Consider the following 23,000-nt stretch of genomic DNA (forward strand, 5'->3'; position numbering starts at 1 on the left):
CACGCTTACCTTTTTTGTTTTGGCACCTTTCGCTATCTGTACTGTATGGCCTCGGGTGCTCTTTGGCCGTACCGACTCATTTAAGAGCCTGGGTACCGACGTTTAGTTGGTTCAGCCAGTTGAGGCCCATAATTTTCTCCACCTCTGTTTCGGTAAATCCCTTTCGCTTTAACCCCTCGATAATTGCCGGGAAGTCGCGATTGTCCTGAAACCATGCCAGCGGTCTGGGCCAGCCGGCGTTGTTCTTGTTGCCTTCGCCAAAATCCATGGCCTTAGACCATCGGCCGTTTCGCATCCAATCCAGAACAGACTGGGGTTGCCCTTGGCACAAGTCCGTTCCAATACCAATGTGGTCGATACCCATTAAATCAGCGGTGTCGGCCACCATGTTGCAGAAGCTTTCCAGCGTGCAGTCTGGCCCGTCTTTCAGGTGGAATGGATACACTGAAAAACCAAGCAGCCCGCCGCTTTCAGCGATGGCTTTCAGAACCTTGTCAGACTTGTTGCGCTTAGCAGGATGGAACGATGCCGGGTTAGCGTGGGAGATAATCACCGGCCTGCTGGATAGCTCAATGGCATCCAGGGTCGATCTTTCCGAGCTGTGGGACATATCGATAATCATGCCCACCCGGTTCATCTCTTCGATGGCTTGGCGCCCAAACCGGCTAACGCCGCTATCCTCAGACTCGTAACAACCGGCAGCCAGCAGGCTTTGGTTGTTGTAGGTTAGCTGCATAATCATCAAGCCGAGGCGGCGCATGACCGCGATCATGTCGATGTCATCTTCAATCGGCGAACAGTTCTGGGCGCCAAAAAAGATCCCGACACGACCGGTATCCCGTGCGATCGCTATATCCGCCGCCTCGTAGACTGGCATGATCAGATCGCTGTGCTGCTCAAAGCGCCGGTTCCAGTCGCCAAAGCGAGACAGGGTTTCGCGGGTGTTTCGTGGTACACCAATGTTGCGTGCACCGCCGAGACACCCCCGGCGCGCATCTGCTCAAAGATCTCCCGGGACCAGTTGGAGTATTGAAGTCCATCAATGGTGAGCATGGAATCCGTCCTTATATCAGGCCCGCACGTAGCAGGTTTTAACAATGGTGTAGAACTCGCGGGCATACTGGCCCTGCTCACGGGGGCCGAAACTGGAGTTTTTGCGGCCGCCGAACGGAACGTGGTAATCGGTACCGGCAGTCGCCAGGTTTACCATCACACAACCGGTTTGAGCCCGTGCCTTGAAGTCAGATGCATGCTTGAGCGAGTTGGTGATAATGCCCGCTGTAAGCCCGTATTGGGTGTCGTTTAGGGTGGTCAGCGCGGTTTTGTAATCGGCAACCCGGATCACGCAGGCAATGGGGCCGAATACTTCGTCACGGTTGATCGCCATGGTATTTGTGGTGTCGGTGAACAGCGTGGGCGCCATGTAGTAGCCGTCTGTTTCAGCCTGCACAAGTGATCCACCAAAGGCGAGGGTGGCGCCGTCTGTTTTTGCCCGCTCAATCCAGGCCATGTTGGAGTCTAGCTGCCGCTTGTCGGCAATCGGGCCTATCTGCACGCCTTCGTGAAGCGCGTGACCAACCTTGGCAAGCTCAAGCCGGGCTTTGAGCTTTGCAACAAACTCATCATGAATCGCATCCATCACGATCAGGCGTGAAGAGGCCGTGCACTTTTGTCCGCTACCTGAGTAGGCGCCGTTGAACGCAGCCTCTACCGCAAGATCCAGGTCTGCGTCGTCGAGCACAATCAGGGCATTCTTTGAACCCATTTCAAGCTGGCATTTTACTAAATTGCCTACAGTGGCAGCAGCAACCCGGCGGCCCACTTCAAGAGAGCCGGTAAAGGTAACGGCCTGAATATCTGGGCTGTTAATCAGGGTTTCACCGGTTTCGCCACCAGAGCCCATTACCAGGTTAAAGGTGCCGGCGGGCAGGTCCTGCTTGCTGATGATCTCCGTTAGCGCCCATGCGCTAGCCGGAACCAAGTTAGCGGGCTTGAACACCACAGCGTTACCGAAGGCCAGTGCGGGAGCAATCTTCCAGACCGCTGTTGCCATGGGGAAGTTCCAGGGGCTGATTACGCCCACAACGCCCAATGGCTCGCGCCGTACATCTATTTCCACGCCCGGGCGCACAGAGTCTGTGCGCTCGTCTATCTGGCGCAGAACCTCTGCCGCGTAATAGTGGAAAAACTGGCCCGAGCGATAAACCTCGCCTTTTCCTTCCGCCAAAGGCTTGCCTTCCTCGCGGGACAGCAGTTCTCCCAGTTCGTCCTGGCGGGCGATCAGCTCGTCACCAATGGCCATCAAAATCTTGTAGCGTTGCTCCAGACCACTTTTGCTCCATTGGGCAAAGCCGTTTTGCGCGGAGCGAATGGCTTCGTTGGTTTGTTCAGCGTTTGCCTGGCCGAACTCACCGATAACATCACTGAGATCAGATGGGTTAGTGTTAGTGATGCTGCTGGCGCCGGTTACCCATTGGCCATTGATATAGAGCGGGTGAGAAGTGGACATGACTGCCTCCTTATTGAAGATGCACTCATGGTAGACAAGATGTAATAATAAGAATAATCAATAATAAAGATTGATTGATAAGTTATATTTATCAGGTGGTAGGTATGTTGCCAGACCTTAAGATTCAGCAGTTGCGCTATGTTATTACCGTTGTGGAGGAAGGCAGTTTTCACGCGGCTTCCAGACGATTGCACCGCACCCAGCCGGCGCTTTCCATGGCAGTGCGTGAGCTGGAACAGCGGCTTGGGCAAAATCTCTTTGAGCGCGGCGCTAAAAACCGACTAACGCCTTTTGGTGAGTACTGTCTGCCCAGGTTTCGTGATTTGATCGTTCAGCACGATCGAATGGCGAAAGAGGTGACCAGCCATGCAGATGGCCGGCAAGGGCACATCGACATAGCCACGGTGCCGTCAGTGGCCAGCCGTATCATGCCGTCGTTTTTGGCGGAGTTTATTGCCCGGTTTCCGGATCTGAATATCAGCTTGCACGATGAAAACGCCCACTATGTGTGTCAGATGGTGGCACACGGTGAAGTTGACCTGGGAATTACCAGCCTTTGGCAGAGCGATGAAGAGCTGGAATATACCCATCTGTTTGAGGATAAAGTGGGTGTTGTGTGTCATCAGGATCATGCTTTCGCCTCTTTAAAGACGTTGGATTGGCGCAGCTGCAGGGTGAAAAACTGATACGTAATGGCACCTCCCGGCTGTTGATGAGCACCGTTGCTGCAGAATTGGTGGAAAACAGTGCGTTCTATATATCCAATATGATCTCACTGATTGCCATGCTCGAAGCGGGAGCGGGTATTACAACTCTGCCGCGTTTGGCGTTCCCGGAACACAGCGTTAATCTTCGTTTCATTCCGCTGAGCGACCCGGTTGTGGTACGCCGTATAGGGTTGGTGAAAGCTGCAAACCGGACACTCAGTCCTGCCGCGCAGGCCATGCAGGCGTTTATATTGGAAAAATTGAGGTATGACGCAAGGGGAAGTTGAGGTGCCGTTAACCACCCGTATCAATCCACCTCTCCCGCGAAAGCAGAGGGCTTTCAGGGAGAGGGTCGATACGGATCAAAACGGCAACCCCATTGGCTAGTGTCCGTTACTAACGCAACGAACAGTATTTAGCCTTTTTGCGGTACTGCTTTCTCGGCTATCAGGTTCTGCTCACGTGCCATAGCATAGGCGGCTTTAGGGCCAAGCCACAGTGAGGCAGAATGATCAGCGAAACCGGAATAGCGGTTATCACGATGAACTGCTGAAGCACGCCAATTTGCCCAGACCCCATATACAGCAGGACTCCCGCTGTAACGGCCATTGCGAGGCCCCAGAACGCGCGAACAAAGGTGTTGGGCTCGTCATGGCCCGAGCTTACAACCGCGATGGAGTAGCTCATGGAGTCGCCGGTGGTTGCAACAAAGATAGTGGTCAGTACCAGAATGGCCAAGGCCATAAACCCGCCACCCGGAAGAGCCTGGGCAACCGTGAGGGTGGCGACGTCAAAGCGGAAGTTGTTCAGGGCTTCGGCAAGATCAATCTCCCCGGTCATCTGGTAATAGATGCCAGAGCCACCCAGCAGGGTGAACCATATGGTGGTCGCGATGGGCGCCATAATGGCAACGGCCAAAATCATTTCCCGGATGCTTCTGCCGCGAGAGATGCGAGCAACAAAAATGGCCATCAGTGGTGCATAGCCGATAAACCATGCAAAGAAGAACACAGTCCACCACTGCATCCACCAGCCTGGAGCAGTGTCAGCGGTCATCGTTGCCATTTCCATAAATGAGGACACATACTGCCCCATGCTTTGGAAATAGGTGTTAGTCAGGAACAGCGTAGGGCCGAAGACGAAAATAATGGCTGCCACAGCCAGCGCCAGAAATACGTTCAACCGACTCAGAAACTGAATGCCGCGGTGAATGCCGCTTACGGCTGAGGTAACGTAAATAACCGCCAAGCCCACCAGAATAGCCATCTGCGTGGCGAGCCCGTCGGTTATGCCGAACAGCTCACTGAGCCCGAAGCTCATCTGAGTGGCCAGAAAGCCGATGGGGCCAACCGTGCCGGCAACAATCGCAATAACGCAGCAGGCATCTACTACGCTACCCAGCCAGCCGCTCATGATGCGCTCGCCAAATACTGGGTAAAGCAAGGTTCTGGGCTGCAGAGGTTTGCCCTGCACATAGTGGGCATGAGCCAGAACAATGGCCGTTAACGTACCCAGAACAGCCCATGCCAGAAAGCCCCAATGCATGAACGATTGCGCCATGGCATTGGACACGGCTTCTGCCGTGCCAGGCTCAGAGGAGAATGCCGGTGGTGTTACAACGAAGTGATAAACCGGCTCGCCGGCAGCGAAAAATACCCCGCCTCCCGCTAGCAGCGTACACAGAATGATAGACATCCAGCGAAACGTGCTCATTTCCGGCTTATCCAGGTTACCTATTTTGGCCTTAGCCGCAGGCGTGCAAGCCAAGCCGATGGCGATGAAGAATGTCGCCAGTAGAAGCATTTGGAAATAGGTGCCAAATACTTTGGCGGTCCAGGCAAAACCGTTACCAATAAGCTCGGCTACGCCCTTGAGATCAAATAACGAAAAGCCAACGAACAGCAAAACGAAACCAACGCTGAGCGTTAGTACAACCGGGTCACCAAGCTGGGCGATGGAGTAATCCCCACCAGACTTGAGATTGTTACTCTTCATAAAACTTAACCTTTGTGTATAAACACAGCGCAAATAAAGCGCGCGACTTTGCCATAAAAGCGACAGTAATACCAATGTGGCACTCAGCATTAAGATACGAAGAGTATGGATATCGGATGACACAGGCCCGGCTAGTCTAGTGACCTGTTAGTCGGTTTCGAAGGATTCGAATAGTGTCGATGTCAGCTGCAATGTGCGCCTGTTGTGCAAAAAAGTCGTAAGGGAGCTCGTCCCCAATCTCCTCCAGGTAACGAGAGCCAAGCTTCGCTTCAAACGCCTGTCGGGCTGCCACTCGAGTTCGTATTCCTCTAGCCCAATGACAAAGTGGTGGAGTGCCGTTGCTCGCAAAACCAATCCGTCTTACAGCTGCTTTCGGCTTAGATCCGCAATGGACGAATCCTTCAGGTCGTTTACTTGAACTACGTGCCCAAATGGCATACTAGCTTCCGTGTTGGACTGGCTTGAAAGCTAGTTGATTACGCATTGTTACGTTAATCCGATGCGGCGTGGAAACGCCGTTAGCGGGTAGGGGGGGGGCTGTTGGAGGTGGCGGGAATTGAGCCTGATGCCGCGACCTTTTAAAGCAACACAAAACCGTGGACACTTGGTCTGGTTGGTTTTGGTTAATCTTGAGTATATACTCTGTATATACAAAATCGATGAGGGACATGATGTCGCTGAAATGTTCATCTGTAGTAAAGCAGAAACTGGCTGAAAAACACGGTGTCAGTCTGGAAGAGGTTCAGCAATGTTTTGCAAACCGTGAGGGTGGACTATTGGAAGACATCAGAGAGAATCACAAGACAGATCCGCCGACCCAATGGTTTATTGCTGAAACCGACTACGGTCGCCGCCTGAAGGTGGTTTTCATCCTCAAGGATGGCAATATATTGCTGAAAACCGCGTATAGCCCTAATCCAAAAGAGGAAGTCATTTATACCAAGTACGCATTTTAACTGAGAATAGTCGCAGAGAAAGAACCAGAAGAACGAAAGCAGCGGGGAGCACGCAACATGGGAAAGAAAATAGTAGGTAGCCCGGAAGCCTGGGAAGAAGGTTCTCTTGGCCGGGAAGAAGAGTTCGTTCGGGTATCAAAAAATGTAGACGATGCCGCTCTGAATGAAGCAGGCGGATTGCAGCCTATTTCAATCCGCCTGCAGAAGTCGCTTATCGAAGACTTTAAGATGATAGCGGATATCAACGGCATTGGTTATCAGCCTCTGATTCGTCAGGTGCTCAAGCGCTTTGCCGATTCAGAAAAGCGCCGCATCCTGCGTGAAAAATCGGCCGATATGCGGGCTCTGGATGACGATAACCACCATGATCCTGATAAGGGCGAAGGAAAAAAGGCTTACGGTTAATCCCAGAAACATGATCGGGGAGCCTTACGTGCGGTCGCTATAACGTTATAGATGACCCAAAGGTTCAGTACCTGCTGGAAATTCTGGGCTTCCCGATCCGCGCTCAAACCCGCCTCAACATTGCGCCAGGTGCAAAAGGCCAGATCGTCTACGAAACCAACCAGGGTAGAACTCTGGAAGACGCCATCTGGTCACTATTGAAAGAGCCCAAACCAGACGGTACCGGCTAACGTCCCTCACCAAAGTACAGCACCTTCAATGCCCGACCGGGGAGCTTGGGAACCACTCCACTCTGGAAAAATCGGTTTCACCCTCAGCGGGCCATCATCCCAGCCAGTGGTTTCCAAGAATGAACTGGAGCGAAAGGGCATAAGCAATGCTACAAAATCCACCCTGTTAATAGCGCTATCACCCTTTCTAGTCACTACGAGCTCTCGGACTTCTAGGGCGATATTGTTCCATCGTTTACCATCATTACCCTGCCCCACACCCGTGAACACATTGTTGACACCGTTCGTAACGGAATACGTCTGCCAAGATGGACTTCGTTTGAGTAGTATACGAACTATTCAATTACTGGTTTTTAGGGGTTAAGGAGTTGGCTTTGAGATTTACAGGGACCGTTCTTGCAGTGCTAGTAGCGAATATTCTCACTATTGCCGTGCTCACTGGGGCATATGTTTATCTTAGGTCTGACCACGGCCAGGAGCTCCTGTACGAACTTGGACTTCACACCGTTTATTTTAGCCTCGCTGCTTCGGCACATGATCCTGAGATTGGAGGTAACCCCTCAAGCCCGCTTGTACAGCCCCGAACCTCAGATATGAAACCGATGAAGGTGGAGTCGCGTCGATCGATTCAGCCACAGGTGTCTAGTTCTTCGTCCAGGGGAGCTAGTACGTCCAGTCCTGTACGCAAGAATCAATCCGCTATAAATTCAAGCCTGAATTTGTGCCGATTCTGGAGTGCTGAGTACAAGAAAGATGGGGCTTCGCAGAGTAGGGCACATCGCAATTCTGCCTGTAAGCGCTATGAACGGCTTTCAGGTCGAGACAGTAGCAACGTAGTTGCGTTGGTAAGTTCCCAAACGGCAAAGTCGACCTATCAGGAACCGCCCCAGCTCGAAGAACGGGAAAGGCAAGAGAGACGTGAGGCTAAAGAAAAACGAGAACACGAGCTATATTGTGATCGAGTGCGAGATCGCATTGATCACTACGACTCTTTGCTCCGTGCAGGAGGAAAGGCACATTATGTCAATCGGTTGAGGGGAGAGCGCAGGGAGATCAGCCTGGACTACTCGCGTATATGCCTTTTGGGTCAATAACTCTCTATGCTCATCCCCCTTGCTTGGGTAATCCCCCATTTTTAGCGGAGTTCTGAAGTAGACCTCAGGCCACCATGGCTAGTTTCTGTTGAGGGGTAATCCCTCCGAGCCCCATATTGGGCCGTTCGTTATTGTAATGCCAGAGCCAGCGGGTGGCGTAGTTCTGGACTTCTTCTGTACTCTCGAACAAGTGCTGAGCCAGCCAGTCATATCGGACTGTGCGGTTGTAGCGTTCGACATAAGCATTCTGTTGTGGCTTGCCAGGTTGTATAAAGGCTAGGTGAATGCCGTGGTTTTCTGCCCAGGCTAGCAACTTGCCGCTGACGTATTCTGGTCCGTTGTCACAACGAATTGAATGCACCACCGCTCTTTATCGGAGGGATAACCTCTCACCTTGCCCCTGATCATTTGACGCCTAGCTTTTAGATGCATGCAAATAAATGTTTACTGCAGGTGGCAGAACTCTTCTTACTGCCTTTTTTTCTTCCTCGGTGAAGTTGCCATCTATTACTTCTGAAATCTCTTTGGTAATTACGATTTTATGGTCGTCGCCTCCCATACATAGGTTCTCGTATAAAAGCTTCCCCTTTAGCTCACTCTCTCTTTCGCCGTCTGTGCTCACAAAAATCTCCTTTGGGATAGCTGCGGTTTTTATTGCATGGAAAAGGCGCTCTTTTAATGATTTTGGTCGCAACACTGATTTGCACTGTACATATTTTTCTTGAATTGCCCAAAGGCTGTTCTCTTCCAGTTGAGCGCTATGGAAGTTAGAGCATTCGTGGAGGGAGTTGACGCAAACAATGTGCTTGTCTATACGCTTTTCTAGCTTTGAGAGAAAAAGCTCTCTGTCTAAATCGTCGGAGAAAACTGCTTGGGTATAGTCCCGAAAATCCCATTCAAGGTCGTCGAATAGGTCCTCTACTTCGATCCAATTCGTTTGTTCGTTGTAAGTTGTTGATTCTATTTTTTTCCTCAATATGTCCAGTCGCTTAGGTAAAGTTTCGAAGAATCTGACCAAGGTTGAGCTGACTTTGAAGTTGCCTTTTTCCGACGTGGAGAAAAGCCTGCCATACATCTCCCATTTGGAGATGCTGGATACGTTGGTCAGCGGATTTTCTTCGTCCATGAATTTATTGAATTGATCTCGATGGGCTAGATAGTTAGAAAAAACGTTTTGGTCCTGTTGAGTTTCTATCTGCTTCTTCGTCTGTAAAGACCGCAAGTGACTTGCTATGAGTCCTAGTATCGGTAGTGAGATCCCCGCGATTAAAGCAGGGTTTTTAAGATTGGCCACTACTGAGTGTAGGTGCGCAGGAGAGAGTGGTTCAAGGTCTCCGGAATCGTAGTTTAATATCACTACCGCTGCGTAGAGCAGCGCTGAATAGCCAAAAACGCGAACCGTCCATCTGAAAGCCGAGGATTCGAGCAGCGTAGTGTTCGCATCCATTTTTTTCCAAAGGCCTTCCTTCGAGATCTTTCTTTGTGGTTGCTTTGTGGACATTTCAGATGTCCCTATTTCCGGGTGCATAAAAAAAGCCCCGGCTAGCGGGGCTTTTCTCTTGGTTGGTGGAGACGGCGTCACGCTAATAAATCTTTTAAATTATTGTTTTAAAGTATAAAAATAATATCACAGAGCTTAATTACCCGCATAGTTACCCTCATTTGGTGATGCCAAGGAGGTAATTGCTGAAGTTAAACTTTAATTCAGTGTCGTAGCCAGCTGAGCTTGACGGATCAGAGTGACGCACTTGAAATTGGTGTTGTCTCTGAAAATAAAGAAAGCAATATTTAGTTGTCTTTATGACTAATAAGCATGCTTCTCATGATTGCCCATCGTTTTCTGCTGTGACGCTCTCGGCTTGTAGTTTTGAGAGTAATTCTGAGTAATTTTGTATTAGCTTCTCTTTTTCCATGTCAAGGTAGCTTTTGATCATAGACGCATAAGGCTTGTTAGTTTCTGCAAGGCGATAGATCTTGCCGAACCCGGACATGGCTTTGTGCAGGCTTTTTCTTATCTCGTTTTCGTCTGTAGATTGAGCTATCTCTATAAAGTCGTCTTGAATGAAAGACAAAGAAATTTGGGCAGCTTCGAGAGTAGAAAGGCGATGCTCTACTAGACCTCTGCGATTAAGACCTAGTATTTCTATCGTAGCCTTCCCATGAGGGTCAGGTTGATCCCCGCATGTGATAGGTGTTAGCAAAGGAAGCTTATTAATGATTTTCCATTCTAAGTGATCTTCTGGGTTTCTTTTCGTTGGATCAATCAAAAGCGGATCTTCCTGCTCGAGGTCTTCGCCTTCATGCATGGCATAACTCGGACCAAGAACTGGAAAAGAGCATTCTTTGCCCTGTATTTGCTTCTTTTCTGATAGGAAACACTCGGCTTTGGTTGCATCATAATAATTGTGGTAGCGTCCTCTGTTGCAGTCCGTGCAACTCATCAGTAGATTTTTCCAATCCGCTGCGATCCACCAGTAACCAGGATGGGTTTTCTCTTCTTTCACTTTCGATTTGGGACGATAGTGTTCTACGTCGCCTGGAGATGTTGACTCGAAATTAGATTCACAATATGCACATATTCCCTGAAATAGAGAGTTAAGAGAGTTTGATACATCAATTCCCTTTTTGTAGGCGCTAAACTTAAAATTCTTTTTCGATGTAGTCCTCAAAAACGCTCTTGCTGCCCGAAGCTCTTTCGAAGCATTTGATTTAGGATTACTTAGATCTAATGAGTCGGGCTCGGGAACGGAGCTTCTATTTATGAACTTCATTTTTCTAATTACCTACCTTTTTAAGGGCTTCCAGAACCTTTGTTACTGCGTATTCCTTTGCATTTTTTAGTTGAACCGGGTTTGCATCTTCTCGTTCCATCATGTATCGACGAATAGCCTCGCTAATTACCTGCTTTTCTGGAGAGTCTGTAATCAGGGGTAGATAGCCTTCCCCTAGCTGATCTATGAAGCTCTCAGTCGTGCCTTCAAAGCCCTTTTTTTGGTGATCGTAAGCGAGGTTTTTAATTGTTAAATCGAGATCCGGGTCAGAGGTGCTATTCAAGCCAAAATATTCAGACGTGAGTAATTGTTCTGCTCTTAGAAGCTTGACATTTGGCAAGTCCTCGAAGGTTTGGATTTGCTCCTTTGAGTCCCTATAAAGGACTTGGACTTCACCTGCCTCTAATCCTCGTAAACAAAGTGGGTCATGGGTGGTTGCGATGATTTGCATTCTGGGCATTGCACGGCGCAAAGCGGCCACCACTCTCATTTTCCATCGAGGGTGCATGTGAATTTCTATTTCATCAATGAGCGCTACACCGGAAGCATTTTCTAAATTTCCCCAGTAGCTAATGAGCTCCCGCATTATGTTGATGATCATGCAAAATAGTGATCGATATCCATCACTAAGGTTCTCTATCGGTGTTTCTATCCCATGAGCTTTAACGAAAATTTGGCCTTCATCATTTCTGATTATCGTATCTTCTCTTGGTAAAGCTAGAACTTCTCTGATGGCTCGAGCAACAGAAAAAAAGGTCTGATCATCGACCCCTTTGAGCCATTCGGTGGGTGGTGAAAGCAATTTAGTAGTGTCGAAAAGTGAATAGATATTGTCTTTTTTCAGCGTTTGACGGCTGGCATTTCCGAACTGTCTGTTTGCTCCAAATCCGAATATTTGCTTAGTTGGAACGTGCTCGCGGCTCGTAGAAAAGTCAGTGTCTGTAGGCTTGATTACAAGTTCTGCCGGCGGAGTTGAGTCAAAATGAATAGTAACTCGAGCCTCTTTGAGGCCTTTATATTTCCACCCTTGTCTTTCACGAGGCAAATATTGCTGTGGCTTAAGCTTGAGCTTCTTTCTGAGTTGCTCGTCCATAAGACAAAGAGCTACGGCTTGCAAAACAGAGCTTTTGCCCGTCGCGTTCTCACCTATCAGCATGGTGCAGGGTGCGAAGCCAGAAGACGGGGTCGATTCAGGGAGGTCTATGTGAAGTTTGGAGATGCCTTTGAAATTCTCAATTTCTATTCTGGTTATTTGAGCTGAATTTGAATGTCTGTAAGACGCTGCGGAGCGAGAGCGTTGTTCAATTGGGCGAAGCTCGATTACCTGATCAGCTTTTCCTTTACTAGCATTGGGGGCTATTGTTAACCAGTTCTCCGAATCCATATTTTTAAAGAACTGAGGGAAACGTTTAGCAAACCTCTCGAATGATGGTGGCGTAAGGCCTTCAGACTTGGTTGTTTCGCAAATTGCATGATATAGCAATATCAAGCAGCAGCCCGAAAACGGAGAGTCATCTTTCAAATAGTTTTCTAAAGGGCTAAAAATACTCTCACTGTAGGGGTGAGAGTTGCGCTGGTAAATTTCTGATGCCAATCGCCTCATGGCGCTGAAATGTTCTGATCGAGCTGATATCAAATCTGGTCGGTTTAAGCCCAGCGTTTCAATGGTACATTTTCCGATTTCAGTTTTGCCAAAAACGCTTCCATCCCAGGCAAACGCTAGGTGCTTATAGGGCTTATCGTTACAGGGGTTTAGCAAGAGAGTCTTTTCATCTCTTTCCGCATCATCCCAAGCCGAAAGAATATTTGCCTTTGGGCCACGAACTGGGAAAAATGAGCGTTTGGTGCGGTTACACCTAGCACACGCTGGGAACAAGTTTCTCCACTCGTAGGCGAACCAGCCGTAATGATCAGAACTCTGTTTTTTTTGACTAAGATTTTGAGCGTTGCTTAATGGCCTAAAATGCTCAATTTCTATCTCGAAGCCTCCTGCTATGGGTGATTCGCAGAATGCGCATTTTCCTGAAAACAAACGTCGTAAAGAGTCTCTTACGGTTTCATGAAATAGGATTTCACGATTAATAGGCGGACGGAGCTGCCGTCGATCACTCTGGGGCAGCATAAAATACTCAACCAACTTGGACTGAGACTGTCTCGATTCCGGGCCAGTTAGAATTTCCGGGCATGCTACTGTTTGACGACTTACTGACCGCATAGTTTTCTCTGTCCTGTTCGCAAAAGCCTGTTGGCAGTTCTTTTGTTTGTAATTCAGGGGGTAGTTCAAGCGAGTTCAATATGACTGCCCTTCTAACCCCATGTTATCAAAGCCTATCCTAAATATTCTCAAATCTATATCACCTCTGTGAACCAGGGCACTGACTGTGCCCTTCCTCCCATTTCACAGAGGTGATTTCCAATGTCTGAAAAATGCCCAAACTGCCTGTCCGTTCGGATCGGCAAGAACAACTACGGCAAAAAAACCGCTGGCGTGGTCGGTGCGTCTGCAGGTGCCTATGGCGGGTTTGCTGCTGCGACAGCCGGTGCTCGAGCAGGTGCAACCCTGGGGATCGCTGCCGGTCCCGTAGGCGCAACGGTGGGCGGAATCGGAGGAGCGATCATCGGAGCGCTACTTGGTGGCGCTACTGGCGCTTCCGCTGGCGTGATTCTGGGCGATGTCCTGGATGAGCGTGTGCTCGACAACTACCGCTGCCTTGATTGCGGCTATTCCTTCAGTGTCGATCCTGACTCCCCAGACGACATCCGTTAATTCCCCTCGCGCATTTCAAAGGAGAACAACCATGGCTCATCTCATCGAGCAAATGGCGTACGTTGGTCAAACCCCGTGGCATGGCCTGGGGAACGAACTGACCTCAAATCAGCCCCTGGAAGTCTGGGCCAAGCAAGCCGGTCTGGATTGGCAGATCGAGGAAAGCCCCGTTCGCTACGTCACCAATGCCGGTGGCACCCTCGGGGAGATCCTGTCTTACCCGGATAGCAAGGTGCTGTACCGGTCAGACACCAAAGCTCCGTTGTCTGTTGTTGGTAACCGTTTCAAAGTGGTCCAGCCCGAAGAAATTCTGGAGTTCTATCGGGATCTGACCGAGGTTTCGGGTTTTGAGCTGGAAACAGCGGGCGTGCTGAAAGGTGGCCGGAAAATGTGGGCGCTGGCTCGCACCGGTCAGTCTGGAATGCTCAAAGGCAATGATCAAACCAATGCCTATGTGCTTCTGGCAACTTCTTGTGACGGGACCTTGGCGACGACTGCGCAGTTCACCAGCATTCGCGTGGTGTGCAACAACACCCTTGCCGTTGCCCTGAAGGGGGCCGCGGCCAACGCAGTCAAGGTGAAGCACAACACCGCATTCGATGCGAACCTGGTGAAGAAGCAGCTTGGCATATCCGTCTCGGCCTGGGACGACTTCATGTATCGCTTGAAGACTCTGAGCGAGCGGAAGGTGAAAACCACTGAGGCCAGGAACTACTTCCTCAAGGTGTTCACCGATGATTCCGGTAATGGCGTCGGCAAAACCAACGAGCGGTCCATGGCCAAAGCCTCGGGCTGTATGAAGGCGATGGCATGGGCGCCACGCTGGCTTCATCCGAAGGTACTGCCTACGGTTTGGTGAATGCTGTGACTGAATTCATCGATCACCAACGCCGGGCCAAAACCGTTGACCACCGGCTGGATTCCGCCTGGTTCGGAACCGGCGCGGCCATCAAGAACCGAGCGTTGGAACAAGCCATGTCTCTCGTGGCTTAACCACTTCCCGTAAATCAAAACCCTCATAAAGCCCACCGGAGCCTGTTGCTCTGGTGGGCTTTTTTATGTCTGGAGGAAACACCATGGGCATGAATGCAAAGGCAATCGAAAAACAGCGACCAGCGTTGCGGCTGGTTTCCACTAAGGGCCTCAGTCGGGATGAATGGCTGAAGGTACGTAAGCAAGGCATTGGCAGCAGTGATGCCGCTGCATCGGTTGGCATAAACCCCTATCAATCTCAACTTGAACTTTGGATGGTCAAAACTGAGCGGGACGCTGGCCTGCCTAAACCGGACTCCGACGATCCCAGCTCACCGGTCTACTGGGGCCATATCCTGGAACCCATCGTAGCTGAGCAGTACAGCCAACAGACGGGCCGAAAAGTGCGCCGGGTAAATGCTGTGTTGCAGCATCCTGATCCGGACAAGCATTGGATGTTGGCGAACCTCGATTACTCCGTGGTAGCCGATGAAGAAGTGCAGATCCTGGAATGCAAAACGGCAGGTGAGTTTGGTTCACGCCTATGGAAAGACGGTGTGCCGGACTATATCCAGTGCCAGGTTCAGCACCAGCTGGCGGTTACTGGCAAACAGGCGGCTGACGTGTGCGTTCTGCTGTGTGGTCAGGCGTTGAAAATTTACCGGATTGAACGGAATGAGGAACTCATCGAGGCACTGATGGTGCTGGAACGGCAGTTCTGGGATTACGTGGAAACGGACACGCCACCACCGGCTGACGGCACTGATTCTGCCGATCGTGCCTTGCGCCACCTTTACCCGGTGGACAGAGGGGAGACCCTGGACTTCAGCCAAAGCAAGGAGCTGTCCGATGCGTTCGACGAGCTGCTGGCCATCCGCTCGGAAATGGAAAGCCTCAAATCCACCGAATCTCACCTGAAACAGCGAATCGAGAGCCAGATGGGCGAAGCTCAAAGGCAACCTTCCCGAGTGGCAGTGTGAGCTGGAAGCGGAGCAAGGATTCCATTGGGCTCAATGTGAAGCAGCTACTGACGGATCAGCCAGACCTACTAGATCAGTACCCACTCACCAAGCCGGGAAGCCGGCGATTCCTTATCCAAGCATGAATACCCCATTGGCCACGCGGGTGTGACGAGTGCCCCGTGGTCCTTTTTCTCAGGAGAGTTTTTATGATTAAAGGTTTAGCCATCACGCCTCCGGTATTGGGGCGTATCAGCATTGGTCGGGTTGTTGAGAAAAACGGCATCCGGCTGCCACAGAAAGACAACCAGTTCACCATCACCTCCCAAATCCAGGAGAAGGTGGGTGGATTCTACACCCCCTCGATGAAGAGCTCAGAAAGGATGCTCCAAATAGCAAACTGCGAACCATCCCGGTACGCATGCTATTCAACGAAGCGGATCTCAACCTACGGGCGGAATACACCATGTTCGACCGTAAAAGCGGACGGCCCTTGTGTGTAGGTAACGGCGACACCTGCAAGCGCCTGACGCAATCAGGCGTGCAGTCTTTGCCATGCCCGAGTCCAGCGCTGTGTGAGTTCGGCAAAGGTGGCCTGTGCAAGCCCTATGGCCGATTGAACGTGAAGATCGGTGACGATGACGATCTGGGTACGTTCATCTTTCGCACCACTGGCTATAACAGCATCCGGACCCTTGCGGCCAGGCTGAGCTACTACCAAGCGGTCTCCGGTGGTCTATTGGCCTACATGCCGTTGGAATTGAAGCTGCGAGGTAAGAGCACGACACAGAGCCATCGCACGCCAATCTACTATGTGGATCTGGTGATCAAAGATGGGGTGTCTTTGCAGCAGGCTGTTGCTCAGGCACGGGAGAAATCCCAGCAGGTGAAAGAGGAGGGCGTTGATCAGGCTGCGCTCGATACGGCAGCTGCGAAAGGATTTGGTAATGCGTTGTTAGAGTACGATGAGGATGAAATGACTCAGGTGATTGAGGAGTTCTATCCTGCTACGGCAGGCGAGAGTCCGCCGGATAATTCCTCTATCGTGTCAAAACTGAGGAAAGACCTGAGTTCCACTAGGTCGGCTTCTGGATAGAATTTGACGGGTGGTCCTACGCGGGCCACTCGTCTGGGCCGGTGTGCGTTTATTTTTTTTGTAGGGGTTGGTACGGGGGCAAATCAGATAAGGTTGATCATTCTTAGGCGCAAGCGGGTCAACAAAGAATTCAGAAGATTACTTGGCAAGGAATCAAGTGGTAGTCTAAGCTGCTGATATATATGGTCCAGTTCTACGCATGCCTATACGTGATATTTGGGATTATATAAGCCCCCGTTATCATGGCATGGCAGAATTCGGTTTAGTTCAATACCTAAGCGTTTACAGGTCATGCTGCGCACGGCCATTGAATGCTTAGGTATTGTGACCAACTCAAAATCGGAGGATAAATGGGCTGGAAAGATAAGATCTCGGGTGCTTTCGGCGTAGCTGATGCAAAGTTTGCCAGTCATGCAATTGAAGCGGAGAGAGCAGCTGAACTACTTGAAGCTGCGAGTAAGGAGGGAGTTGGATTTGCAGATTACCTTTCAGGTATTGAGGACTGGCTGAAATCCAAAGGTTGTCGCCAGGAGCATATTGATCAAGAAATGGTGAAAGTAAAAGATGTCTCTTCGTACCTGAAACACGACTAAAATTCTGGTTCAATTCACAACGAGTCGGTATCAACGCAGCTACACTCTTCCCAGTTGAGTGGGTACGAATCGGTGAAGTCTGAAAATGTTGAAAATCACACCCGCTATCATTGGTTCTGACAAGCCACTGTGACATTGTGGGGCTGAAAAGCTGAATTTAAGTTCGTAACTAGTTGAAATTAAAAGTAGTTCCTGAGTGTAAGAAAAAGTACATCCCGCACACGTAGTGGAGGTTTATAAATAGCGCTCTGTGACATGATGAGGGTGGCGCATGGTAGTAAATGCACTAAAGCTGCTCGGTCCTTGTCTGAGCACAGATCTGACAGATTACTTGGTCAAGAATTTCGGCCTAACGCCTACAGCGGCCCGTCAACGAGTGAGCAGAGCGCCTGCAGAGGTCAAACGCCTTGGACACCTACCGTTCCAACGAAAGGCTCGGTTCCTTTACCTTCAATCTGACTATGCCTCTCCGTGGTATTGGGAAAGCCTCTACAAAGCGATTTATGCCACCAAAGGGGCCTACGCTCGGGCGCTGGGTGCAGTAGATGCCAGAGAGATAGTTCCGCTTGAGCACTTCAGGATTGCCTGCGGCGCGCCGATTGCACAGAAAAAGCACATTTCAGCGGATACTGTCCTGGCGCGTCTGGTCTCGGCAAACGTGCTTGCTACTTTAACACTGCCTGGACTCGGCCAGTGCGTGATGGCCAAGCCCACATTTGAGGCACTAAATTCCGGTGAGGAGGATTTGGTGGCCACAACTCGATCTAGGCTTATTGCCGAAGGCATACTTCTCGACAGCATCAAGGAATGGTTGAGGCGGCTGGCCTTCGGTAGTTACAACAGCATTAAGATGCGCACAGGTACGGAGTTTTCGGCACCCAAGGTAGGGACCTTCACATGGGACCTGACCGCGCCGAGTTATATCGCGGGCCTGGTAACTTGGGGGAAAAACAAAGTGAAGCCGGGCTTAGTGGTTTGCGATGTTTTGTTAAACGAAAACGTTCGTGCTCGGCATGTGGAGCCATTCCTTTACAAGGTCAAATCACTGCAAGCCCTGAAGAACGTTGGGCGCGCGATGTATATCTTCGTTGCGCAAAGCTATGAGATCGAGGCTTTCAAGGCGCTTCGTTCAGCTGGCGTGGTGCCGGCTACGCCTGAATCGTTATTCGGCAAGGACATTGCGGAGGCTTTCCGTGATCTCATCGGGACCCTTACGAGTGCAGCCAGAGGTTCATTAGACCCTATCAAATTCGACGAGCTTTTCAACAGACTCGACAAACTCGAAGGTGCAGCGGGGAATATGCGTGGTGCTTTTTTTGAGTTGTTAGTCGCGGAGATCATACGTAAAACGTCGCCCGCGCAAATAGAGCTAAACAAGATCTGCACAGGAGAAGATGGTACGGCAGAAGTAGACGTGTGGGCGCTGAAAGAGGGAATCATTGCCCGGCTGATTGAGTGTAAGGGTATGGCACCTGGTACCCTAGTCGACGACGAAGAAGTCGGCCTGTGGCTCACGAACCGGATAACTAGGGTGAGACAGTACTTGTTAAAGCAAGGCTGGAAAGGGCCAAAGCCGAAATTTGAGCTATGGACGAGCGGAACTCTGTCAAGTGCTGCTTTAGAACGGATAAAAAAGACACGTATCGCCAATGCTGCCAAATACGAACTTGTTGTCGTTGGTCCTGCCGAGCTGAGGGACGCAGTCGAGGCTGTTAATGATCCGCCTCTCAAAAAGGTGCTCGAACAGCACTTTCTCCCTCCACTATAAAAACAGAGAGCGAATTGCAGGGAAAATTGGAGCGAAACAATAAGCCAAAACCGACGAAGTCACCCTGAATCAATCTATTCAGGCTGTTTATAACAGCTCCGTGCCACGCTTTCTTACACGCGCTACACACCAGCCCTGGGATTTGAGCAGGTCAACTTCCTTGCTTTTGAATTCGTCCATACGAATAGCGATACAAAGAATTTTCGACGGCCGAGTCATCGCCACATAGTGCAATTTAAGACGCTGAGTGTCTCTAGGTTTTATATTGCTTCCCCCGTTCTTTTTTCCTAATAGCCAGGGTTTGAGTGCCTTAAAATGAGATCCATGATAGAAGGTGTCGAGAACCAAGGTAGCAGTATGTGTCTCGCCTTTGACGGAATGAATTGATCCGACCTTGATCTTGAGCCCGTTATCTTGGAAGTAGATCGTATTATGTTTAGCATTCGAAGATGAAATTTGGTCGGTAACAGGTTTAGCTTGAGGCCAATCCAGGTAGTTTTGAGTGGCTTTCCCCAGCCGCATTGTTTCGCAGACCTCGCAGATAATTCTTTCAATCCTCGGTCGGTAATCGAGGTTCCAGCGATCCTCTGTTAGTTCATCGGTCTCTAGGCATACCTCGTGCGCCAACTCCTTGTAATCGAGCTCCGCCTGTTCGAATGGTGAAAGTAATCTGATCACGTCACGATGAGCGCTTCTCGTTGCACTACTTCTCTTCGATGGGTCTGTTAGAGCGACTCCCCGTAATATGGCTGCACCAAATGCTTGGATAGCGGGGTGAGAATGGCTCTCTTGGGCAGACTTGTCTTTACCGCTACTCAAATGGGTTACAAAGTTTCGTGACAGTGCGTTGTGGTTAGCATTGGTGGGACTATACGCAGGCCAATAGTGGCAAACTGTATATTTTTTCTCGTCGTTGCTTAGTTTGTGAACTCCGCCCACAGCCACAAATTTTCCCGTACTCACTTCTTCATCAGATAGCTCCCGTCTCAGGTGCTCCCCAAACGCTGGTATGACCTGGTCGATGGAATCTGAATCAAATAGAAAAACCACGTTTTTACAGGTGGGTGGTTGGTGAGTATTGTCAGTATTTGCTACGCCTATCAAATTTTGAGGAAGAACTCCGAAAGGACCAGCTAGATCAGCGATTCCTTGATGGAACCGAAAGCTATTTTGAATATCACACCTTATTAGTTCATCTGGGAAAGGATCGGTGGTAGCAGTATTGTCGGTGGTGGAGCCAAAGATTCCCTGATTCACATCTCCAAAACGCTGGCGAATAACGGGGTCTGTCCCTTCCATAAAAACATTATTGAGCACCTTTGATTGTTGTTCTGTTGTATCTTGCACCTCATCCATGAATAGCATTGGGAAACGATATCGAAGGTCTTCGCTAATGTTATCTACTTGTTCAAGACATTCCTCCGCCCAGACGAATGGTTCTTCGTAACAATGTATGCCTTTCAAACAGGAATTGACGCAGACTTCATGGATGGCCTTGTATGTTGAAGTATGAGAACCAAGTGTTCCCCCTTTGCCCCATGAAAGGCGTCCTGGTTCACAAGAAGTGTTTACATATTTCAAGTTAGTTTTTGATAGATGATTTTTCTCAAGGGCGGACCGAATTCCATGTGGCAGATCACGCCAACGTCTTTCCTGGGCAAACTCACTATCGATGACCTCTATGGGTATACCTTGAGAGCGCATATAGGGCAGCGCAAGATATTCATTTACGAACCCATGAATGGTGCCAATAAAGTGGGGGTAGCGTAGGAGCTTTTCCCCTTCTTCGCTGGTTTTAAGCCGTTCTTCAATTTCAGCACGCGCGACATTTGTATGGGAGAGAACACAAATTCCCCGCTGCCGGTCTTTCCAATGGCGGGCAAGAATGGCTAGTTTAGCTACCAAAAGCGTCGTTTTACCACTACCGGGGCAGGCCTCAATGTCAAGTGTTTCATTGCTTTTCAGGATGCTGGCACGCTCATCGTTTCCATCACCATAAAAAGCACTTTTCGGGAGTTTCATCACCCGACAAGCCCAAGCAATATCTTCATCAGTAATAGTCGGGAGATCGAACATTCTATGTCGCTTCCTTTTTTACCTTGGGCTACCCTTTGTCGACTTCAGCACCGTGCCTAATAGGTGAAGTCACATACTTAATTGCATCAACAATGTATTGCGGTAGCTGTTCTGAAAGCTCCGCACTCCCTCCCTCGTTATTCCCATATTTCTTCTCTAATAGCTCGGCAAGGTACTGAGCGGTGATAGCTTTCGAGGCTTTCGTCCCAGTAGTAAACTGGGCGTATATATGGCTGGCCAGAACCTCAGGATCAGTGTGTTCACGCTGAAGTGCTTTGAAGCTCTCATTGGCGTTACATTCAACATCATCAAACTGCGCTTTGCCAACGCTAATGTTTTCATCCTCCTGAGCGAGATTCGAAGCTATCCATACTTCTTTTGTGAGCCCAGAGAGCGCAAGGTCGTACTCTAGCGTCCAACTATCCGAAACAAACGTCCGGACGTTCTGGCCGTGAGCTTTTTGTTCTATTTCAGCCCGCCTTTGGAGGAGTTGTGGCGGGGTGAAATCTTTGACCGCTTTCCAACGTCGACCCTTGGGCCAATCCTCACCGGGTTTAACCTTCCCGGTAATTTCAGGGGCGCAGTCTGGCATGACATCAAGATCAGTGAGGCAAGCTACTGGGACGTTTATATAGCTATCGATCTCATCTTCGCTTCGCATAAAAATTTTGGCATAACGCCGTAAACCTACCCCTCCAACATTCACTATTGAGACCCCATGAGCGCCAAAGTCTCGGCCCAAGAGTTTTGCTAATGTGGGTAAGAGAATATTCTCCGCATCACCCTCAACTATCATGAGCCCTCGAGCGAAGAAGAGGTTTGCCTTGGTAATGTCCAAGAAACGTTGCAGGAAGCGATAATCTGATTCCGCCAGCTTAGTTCTATTTGGTGCCATTGAAAAAGCTTCGCCGCCTTGAATCATCACTAGATTTTCCAACCTTATCTGGGAGGCGAGTTGGGGGCTATGCGTAGAGACTAATGCCTGAATCGGGTGATCGCCCTGTTGGCTGGTTTGGAGGTGATTTTGTAAGAATTGCATCAGTCTGAGTTGGCGCTGTGGGTGTATATGTGCTTCAGGCTCTTCTATCAGCAATAACGGTAGCCTTCGGCGTCAGATCCAAGTAAAAGCAGCTCACAGGCCATAAACAGTAGATTATGGGAGCCAAGACCTCTTTTGTCCCCGAAGTTCGAGTCCATTTGTTCAGTCAGAGATAGTTCCAGTTTCTCCAGTAGCCGACGCAGACGAAAATCTGAATTGCCAGGCGTGCTTACAGAAATACGACTGTTGAGGATGTCATTCTGGAATGATAGCGGTCTCAAATACTCTGTGTTGAGTCGATCCTTGGTCTTCTCGATGCCTTCTCGGTTCTCCAAAAGATAGGTGGTGTAGTCGCCAACGCCGAGAACGCTCAGGGTCTTCGGATTCAAGGTTTCAGGGTTTACCTCTTCGAAGCTCTGTCCGGATTCTGTGATTTCGGGCGTTTGGAGCAAAACCTGCGATAATCGTGAGCTCCTACCACTAGCCAGTGCTTTCTCTGCATCGCGAAGGGGTCTCAAATAGGTGGTTTTGAGTAACTCGCGTGCCAAGCCGTCTAGAACCGGCCCTTTGCCATCTTTTCCTGACCTCACTTCAGTTGGGAAGAATGTACGGGCATTTGAATGGGTGGATCGCATAGAAGCAATCCAATTTAAATATAGTGCCGTGTTGGGCTTTTCGGTTTCGCCCATCTCGTATGATAGATGCTCCACGAAACTAGCCCTCTCCCGTCTAGATAGGTTGTCAAAGCGAAGTCGAATACGGATTTGAGTTGCTCGAGTGTTGCCGCCATCAGGAGAATAAAAGTCTGATTCGGTCAGGCGAAGCCATTCCTGGTCGCGTGTTCCTAGCGCGTAACGAATGGCATCAATTGCAGCTGTCTTGCCGCTGTCGTTTTCACCCACTAAAGTTGTTAAGCCAGGATTTAAGGGCAACATGAATGGGTTTCCCTCGCCTCCTAAGCAACGAAAATTCTCGACCCATACTTCACTTATATACATAGCGAGCCTAATCCTTTAGATGTTGAGGCTGAGTGTTTACCGTATCTCGATAACGACATTCTGAG

At 49.8% G+C, this 23,000-nt stretch carries 13 protein-coding genes and 7 pseudogenes; 9 read left to right on the forward strand and 11 right to left on the reverse strand.

Annotated features, from left to right (window positions below; genetic code table 11):
- Positions 1–76 precede the first annotated feature (76 nt).
- Positions 77–1,053: pseudogene (locus BCA33_RS04425) on the reverse strand (dipeptidase).
- 16 nt (positions 1,054–1,069) lie between these two features.
- Positions 1,070–2,509, reverse strand: coding sequence for an aldehyde dehydrogenase family protein (locus tag BCA33_RS04430; RefSeq protein ID WP_071263733.1), 1,440 nt, complete (start codon positions 2,507–2,509; stop codon positions 1,070–1,072).
- Positions 2,510–2,613: 104 nt separating this feature from the next.
- Here BCA33_RS04430 and BCA33_RS04435 point away from each other — a divergent pair.
- A pseudogene (locus BCA33_RS04435) lies at positions 2,614–3,503 on the forward strand (LysR family transcriptional regulator).
- Positions 3,504–3,631: 128 nt separating this feature from the next.
- Here the strand turns inward: BCA33_RS04435 and BCA33_RS04440 are convergent.
- Together BCA33_RS04440 and BCA33_RS20675 are read right to left on the reverse strand one after the other, a co-directional pair.
- Positions 3,632–5,211: pseudogene (locus tag BCA33_RS04440) on the reverse strand (BCCT family transporter).
- Between the two features lie 136 nt (positions 5,212–5,347).
- Positions 5,348–5,503 carry a hypothetical protein gene (locus tag BCA33_RS20675; RefSeq protein WP_217632607.1) on the reverse strand — a complete coding sequence of 52 codons (156 nt, stop codon included), beginning with the start codon at positions 5,501–5,503 and terminating at the stop codon, positions 5,348–5,350.
- 376 nt (positions 5,504–5,879) lie between these two features.
- On the opposite strand from BCA33_RS20675, the gene BCA33_RS04445 reads away from it, so the two are divergent.
- Positions 5,880–6,167, forward strand: coding sequence for a DUF4258 domain-containing protein (locus BCA33_RS04445; protein ID WP_254774180.1), 288 nt, complete (start codon positions 5,880–5,882; stop codon positions 6,165–6,167).
- A 57-nt stretch (positions 6,168–6,224) separates the two neighbouring features.
- Positions 6,225–6,572 (forward strand): hypothetical protein, encoded by a 348-nt coding sequence (locus tag BCA33_RS04450; protein ID WP_071263737.1) that lies wholly within the window; start codon positions 6,225–6,227, stop codon positions 6,570–6,572.
- A gap of 1,388 nt (positions 6,573–7,960) precedes the next feature.
- Here the strand turns inward: BCA33_RS04450 and BCA33_RS04460 are convergent.
- The 4 genes and pseudogenes from BCA33_RS04460 to BCA33_RS19660 form a co-directional block, all read right to left on the reverse strand.
- A pseudogene (locus BCA33_RS04460) lies at positions 7,961–8,248 on the reverse strand (transposase); the annotation flags it as partial.
- Positions 8,249–8,311: 63 nt separating this feature from the next.
- On the reverse strand, positions 8,312–9,397 hold the full coding sequence (locus BCA33_RS04465) for a hypothetical protein (RefSeq protein ID WP_139172896.1): 1,086 nt from the start codon (positions 9,395–9,397) through the stop codon (positions 8,312–8,314).
- A gap of 319 nt (positions 9,398–9,716) precedes the next feature.
- Positions 9,717–10,667: a hypothetical protein gene (locus BCA33_RS04470; protein ID WP_139172897.1), complete on the reverse strand. Its 951-nt coding sequence runs from the start codon at positions 10,665–10,667 to the stop codon at positions 9,717–9,719.
- A gap of 4 nt (positions 10,668–10,671) precedes the next feature.
- Positions 10,672–12,789, reverse strand: coding sequence for an AAA family ATPase (locus BCA33_RS19660; protein ID WP_175469708.1), 2,118 nt, complete (start codon positions 12,787–12,789; stop codon positions 10,672–10,674).
- A 294-nt stretch (positions 12,790–13,083) separates the two neighbouring features.
- Between BCA33_RS19660 and BCA33_RS04480 the strand changes: the two genes are divergently transcribed.
- The 6 genes and pseudogenes from BCA33_RS04480 to BCA33_RS04505 all read left to right on the forward strand — a co-directional run bounded on the left by BCA33_RS04480 (position 13,084) and on the right by BCA33_RS04505 (position 18,822).
- Positions 13,084–13,434 carry a hypothetical protein gene (locus BCA33_RS04480; protein WP_071263747.1) on the forward strand — a complete coding sequence of 117 codons (351 nt, stop codon included), beginning with the start codon at positions 13,084–13,086 and terminating at the stop codon, positions 13,432–13,434.
- Between the two features lie 31 nt (positions 13,435–13,465).
- Positions 13,466–14,427: pseudogene (locus tag BCA33_RS04485) on the forward strand (DUF932 domain-containing protein).
- Between the two features lie 83 nt (positions 14,428–14,510).
- Positions 14,511–15,511, forward strand: a pseudogene (locus BCA33_RS04490) (YqaJ viral recombinase family protein).
- 63 nt (positions 15,512–15,574) lie between these two features.
- Positions 15,575–16,461: pseudogene (locus BCA33_RS04495) on the forward strand (hydrolase or metal-binding protein).
- 350 nt (positions 16,462–16,811) lie between these two features.
- Positions 16,812–17,054 carry a hypothetical protein gene (locus BCA33_RS04500; protein ID WP_071263749.1) on the forward strand — a complete coding sequence of 81 codons (243 nt, stop codon included), beginning with the start codon at positions 16,812–16,814 and terminating at the stop codon, positions 17,052–17,054.
- A 271-nt stretch (positions 17,055–17,325) separates the two neighbouring features.
- Positions 17,326–18,822 (forward strand): hypothetical protein, encoded by a 1,497-nt coding sequence (locus BCA33_RS04505; RefSeq protein WP_071263751.1) that lies wholly within the window; start codon positions 17,326–17,328, stop codon positions 18,820–18,822.
- Positions 18,823–18,909: 87 nt separating this feature from the next.
- Here BCA33_RS04505 and BCA33_RS04510 read toward each other — a convergent pair whose 3' ends face one another.
- From BCA33_RS04510 to BCA33_RS20685, 3 genes are read right to left on the reverse strand one after another with little or no spacing between them, the layout of a single operon-like run.
- Positions 18,910–20,898: a UvrD-helicase domain-containing protein gene (locus BCA33_RS04510; protein ID WP_071263753.1), complete on the reverse strand. Its 1,989-nt coding sequence runs from the start codon at positions 20,896–20,898 to the stop codon at positions 18,910–18,912.
- Positions 20,899–20,926: 28 nt separating this feature from the next.
- Positions 20,927–21,991, reverse strand: a complete 1,065-nt coding sequence (locus BCA33_RS20680) for an ATP-dependent endonuclease (protein WP_217632608.1) — start codon at positions 21,989–21,991, stop codon at positions 20,927–20,929.
- Entirely contained in the window at positions 21,985–22,935 is a 951-nt protein-coding gene (locus BCA33_RS20685) for an ATP-dependent endonuclease (RefSeq protein ID WP_254774181.1), read from the reverse strand. The genes BCA33_RS20680 and BCA33_RS20685 overlap by 7 nt, the downstream gene beginning before the upstream one ends.
- Positions 22,936–23,000 lie beyond the last annotated feature (65 nt).

Origin of the sequence: Marinobacter sp. AC-23, from assembly GCF_001858325.1 — a bacterium.
In the GTDB taxonomy this organism is placed as follows: Bacteria; Pseudomonadota; Gammaproteobacteria; order Pseudomonadales; family Oleiphilaceae; genus Marinobacter.

Excerpts from the sequence above, each read along its gene's own strand:
- BCA33_RS04480 (WP_071263747.1), top strand. The coding sequence starts at position 13,084 with ATGTCTGAAAAATGCCCAAACTGCCTGTCCGTTCGGATCGGCAAGAAC.
- BCA33_RS20685 (WP_254774181.1), bottom strand. The coding sequence starts at position 22,935 with ATGTATATAAGTGAAGTATGGGTCGAGAATTTTCGTTGCTTAGGAGGC.
- BCA33_RS04510 (WP_071263753.1), bottom strand. The coding sequence starts at position 20,898 with ATGTTCGATCTCCCGACTATTACTGATGAAGATATTGCTTGGGCTTGT.
- BCA33_RS04450 (WP_071263737.1), top strand. The coding sequence starts at position 6,225 with ATGGGAAAGAAAATAGTAGGTAGCCCGGAAGCCTGGGAAGAAGGTTCT.
- BCA33_RS19660 (WP_175469708.1), bottom strand. The coding sequence starts at position 12,789 with ATGCTGCCCCAGAGTGATCGACGGCAGCTCCGTCCGCCTATTAATCGT.
- BCA33_RS04470 (WP_139172897.1), bottom strand. The coding sequence starts at position 10,667 with ATGAAGTTCATAAATAGAAGCTCCGTTCCCGAGCCCGACTCATTAGAT.
- BCA33_RS04505 (WP_071263751.1), top strand. The coding sequence starts at position 17,326 with ATGGTAGTAAATGCACTAAAGCTGCTCGGTCCTTGTCTGAGCACAGAT.
- BCA33_RS04445 (WP_254774180.1), top strand. The coding sequence starts at position 5,880 with ATGATGTCGCTGAAATGTTCATCTGTAGTAAAGCAGAAACTGGCTGAA.
- BCA33_RS04430 (WP_071263733.1), bottom strand. The coding sequence starts at position 2,509 with ATGTCCACTTCTCACCCGCTCTATATCAATGGCCAATGGGTAACCGGC.
- BCA33_RS04465 (WP_139172896.1), bottom strand. The coding sequence starts at position 9,397 with ATGTCCACAAAGCAACCACAAAGAAAGATCTCGAAGGAAGGCCTTTGG.
- BCA33_RS04500 (WP_071263749.1), top strand. The coding sequence starts at position 16,812 with ATGGGCTGGAAAGATAAGATCTCGGGTGCTTTCGGCGTAGCTGATGCA.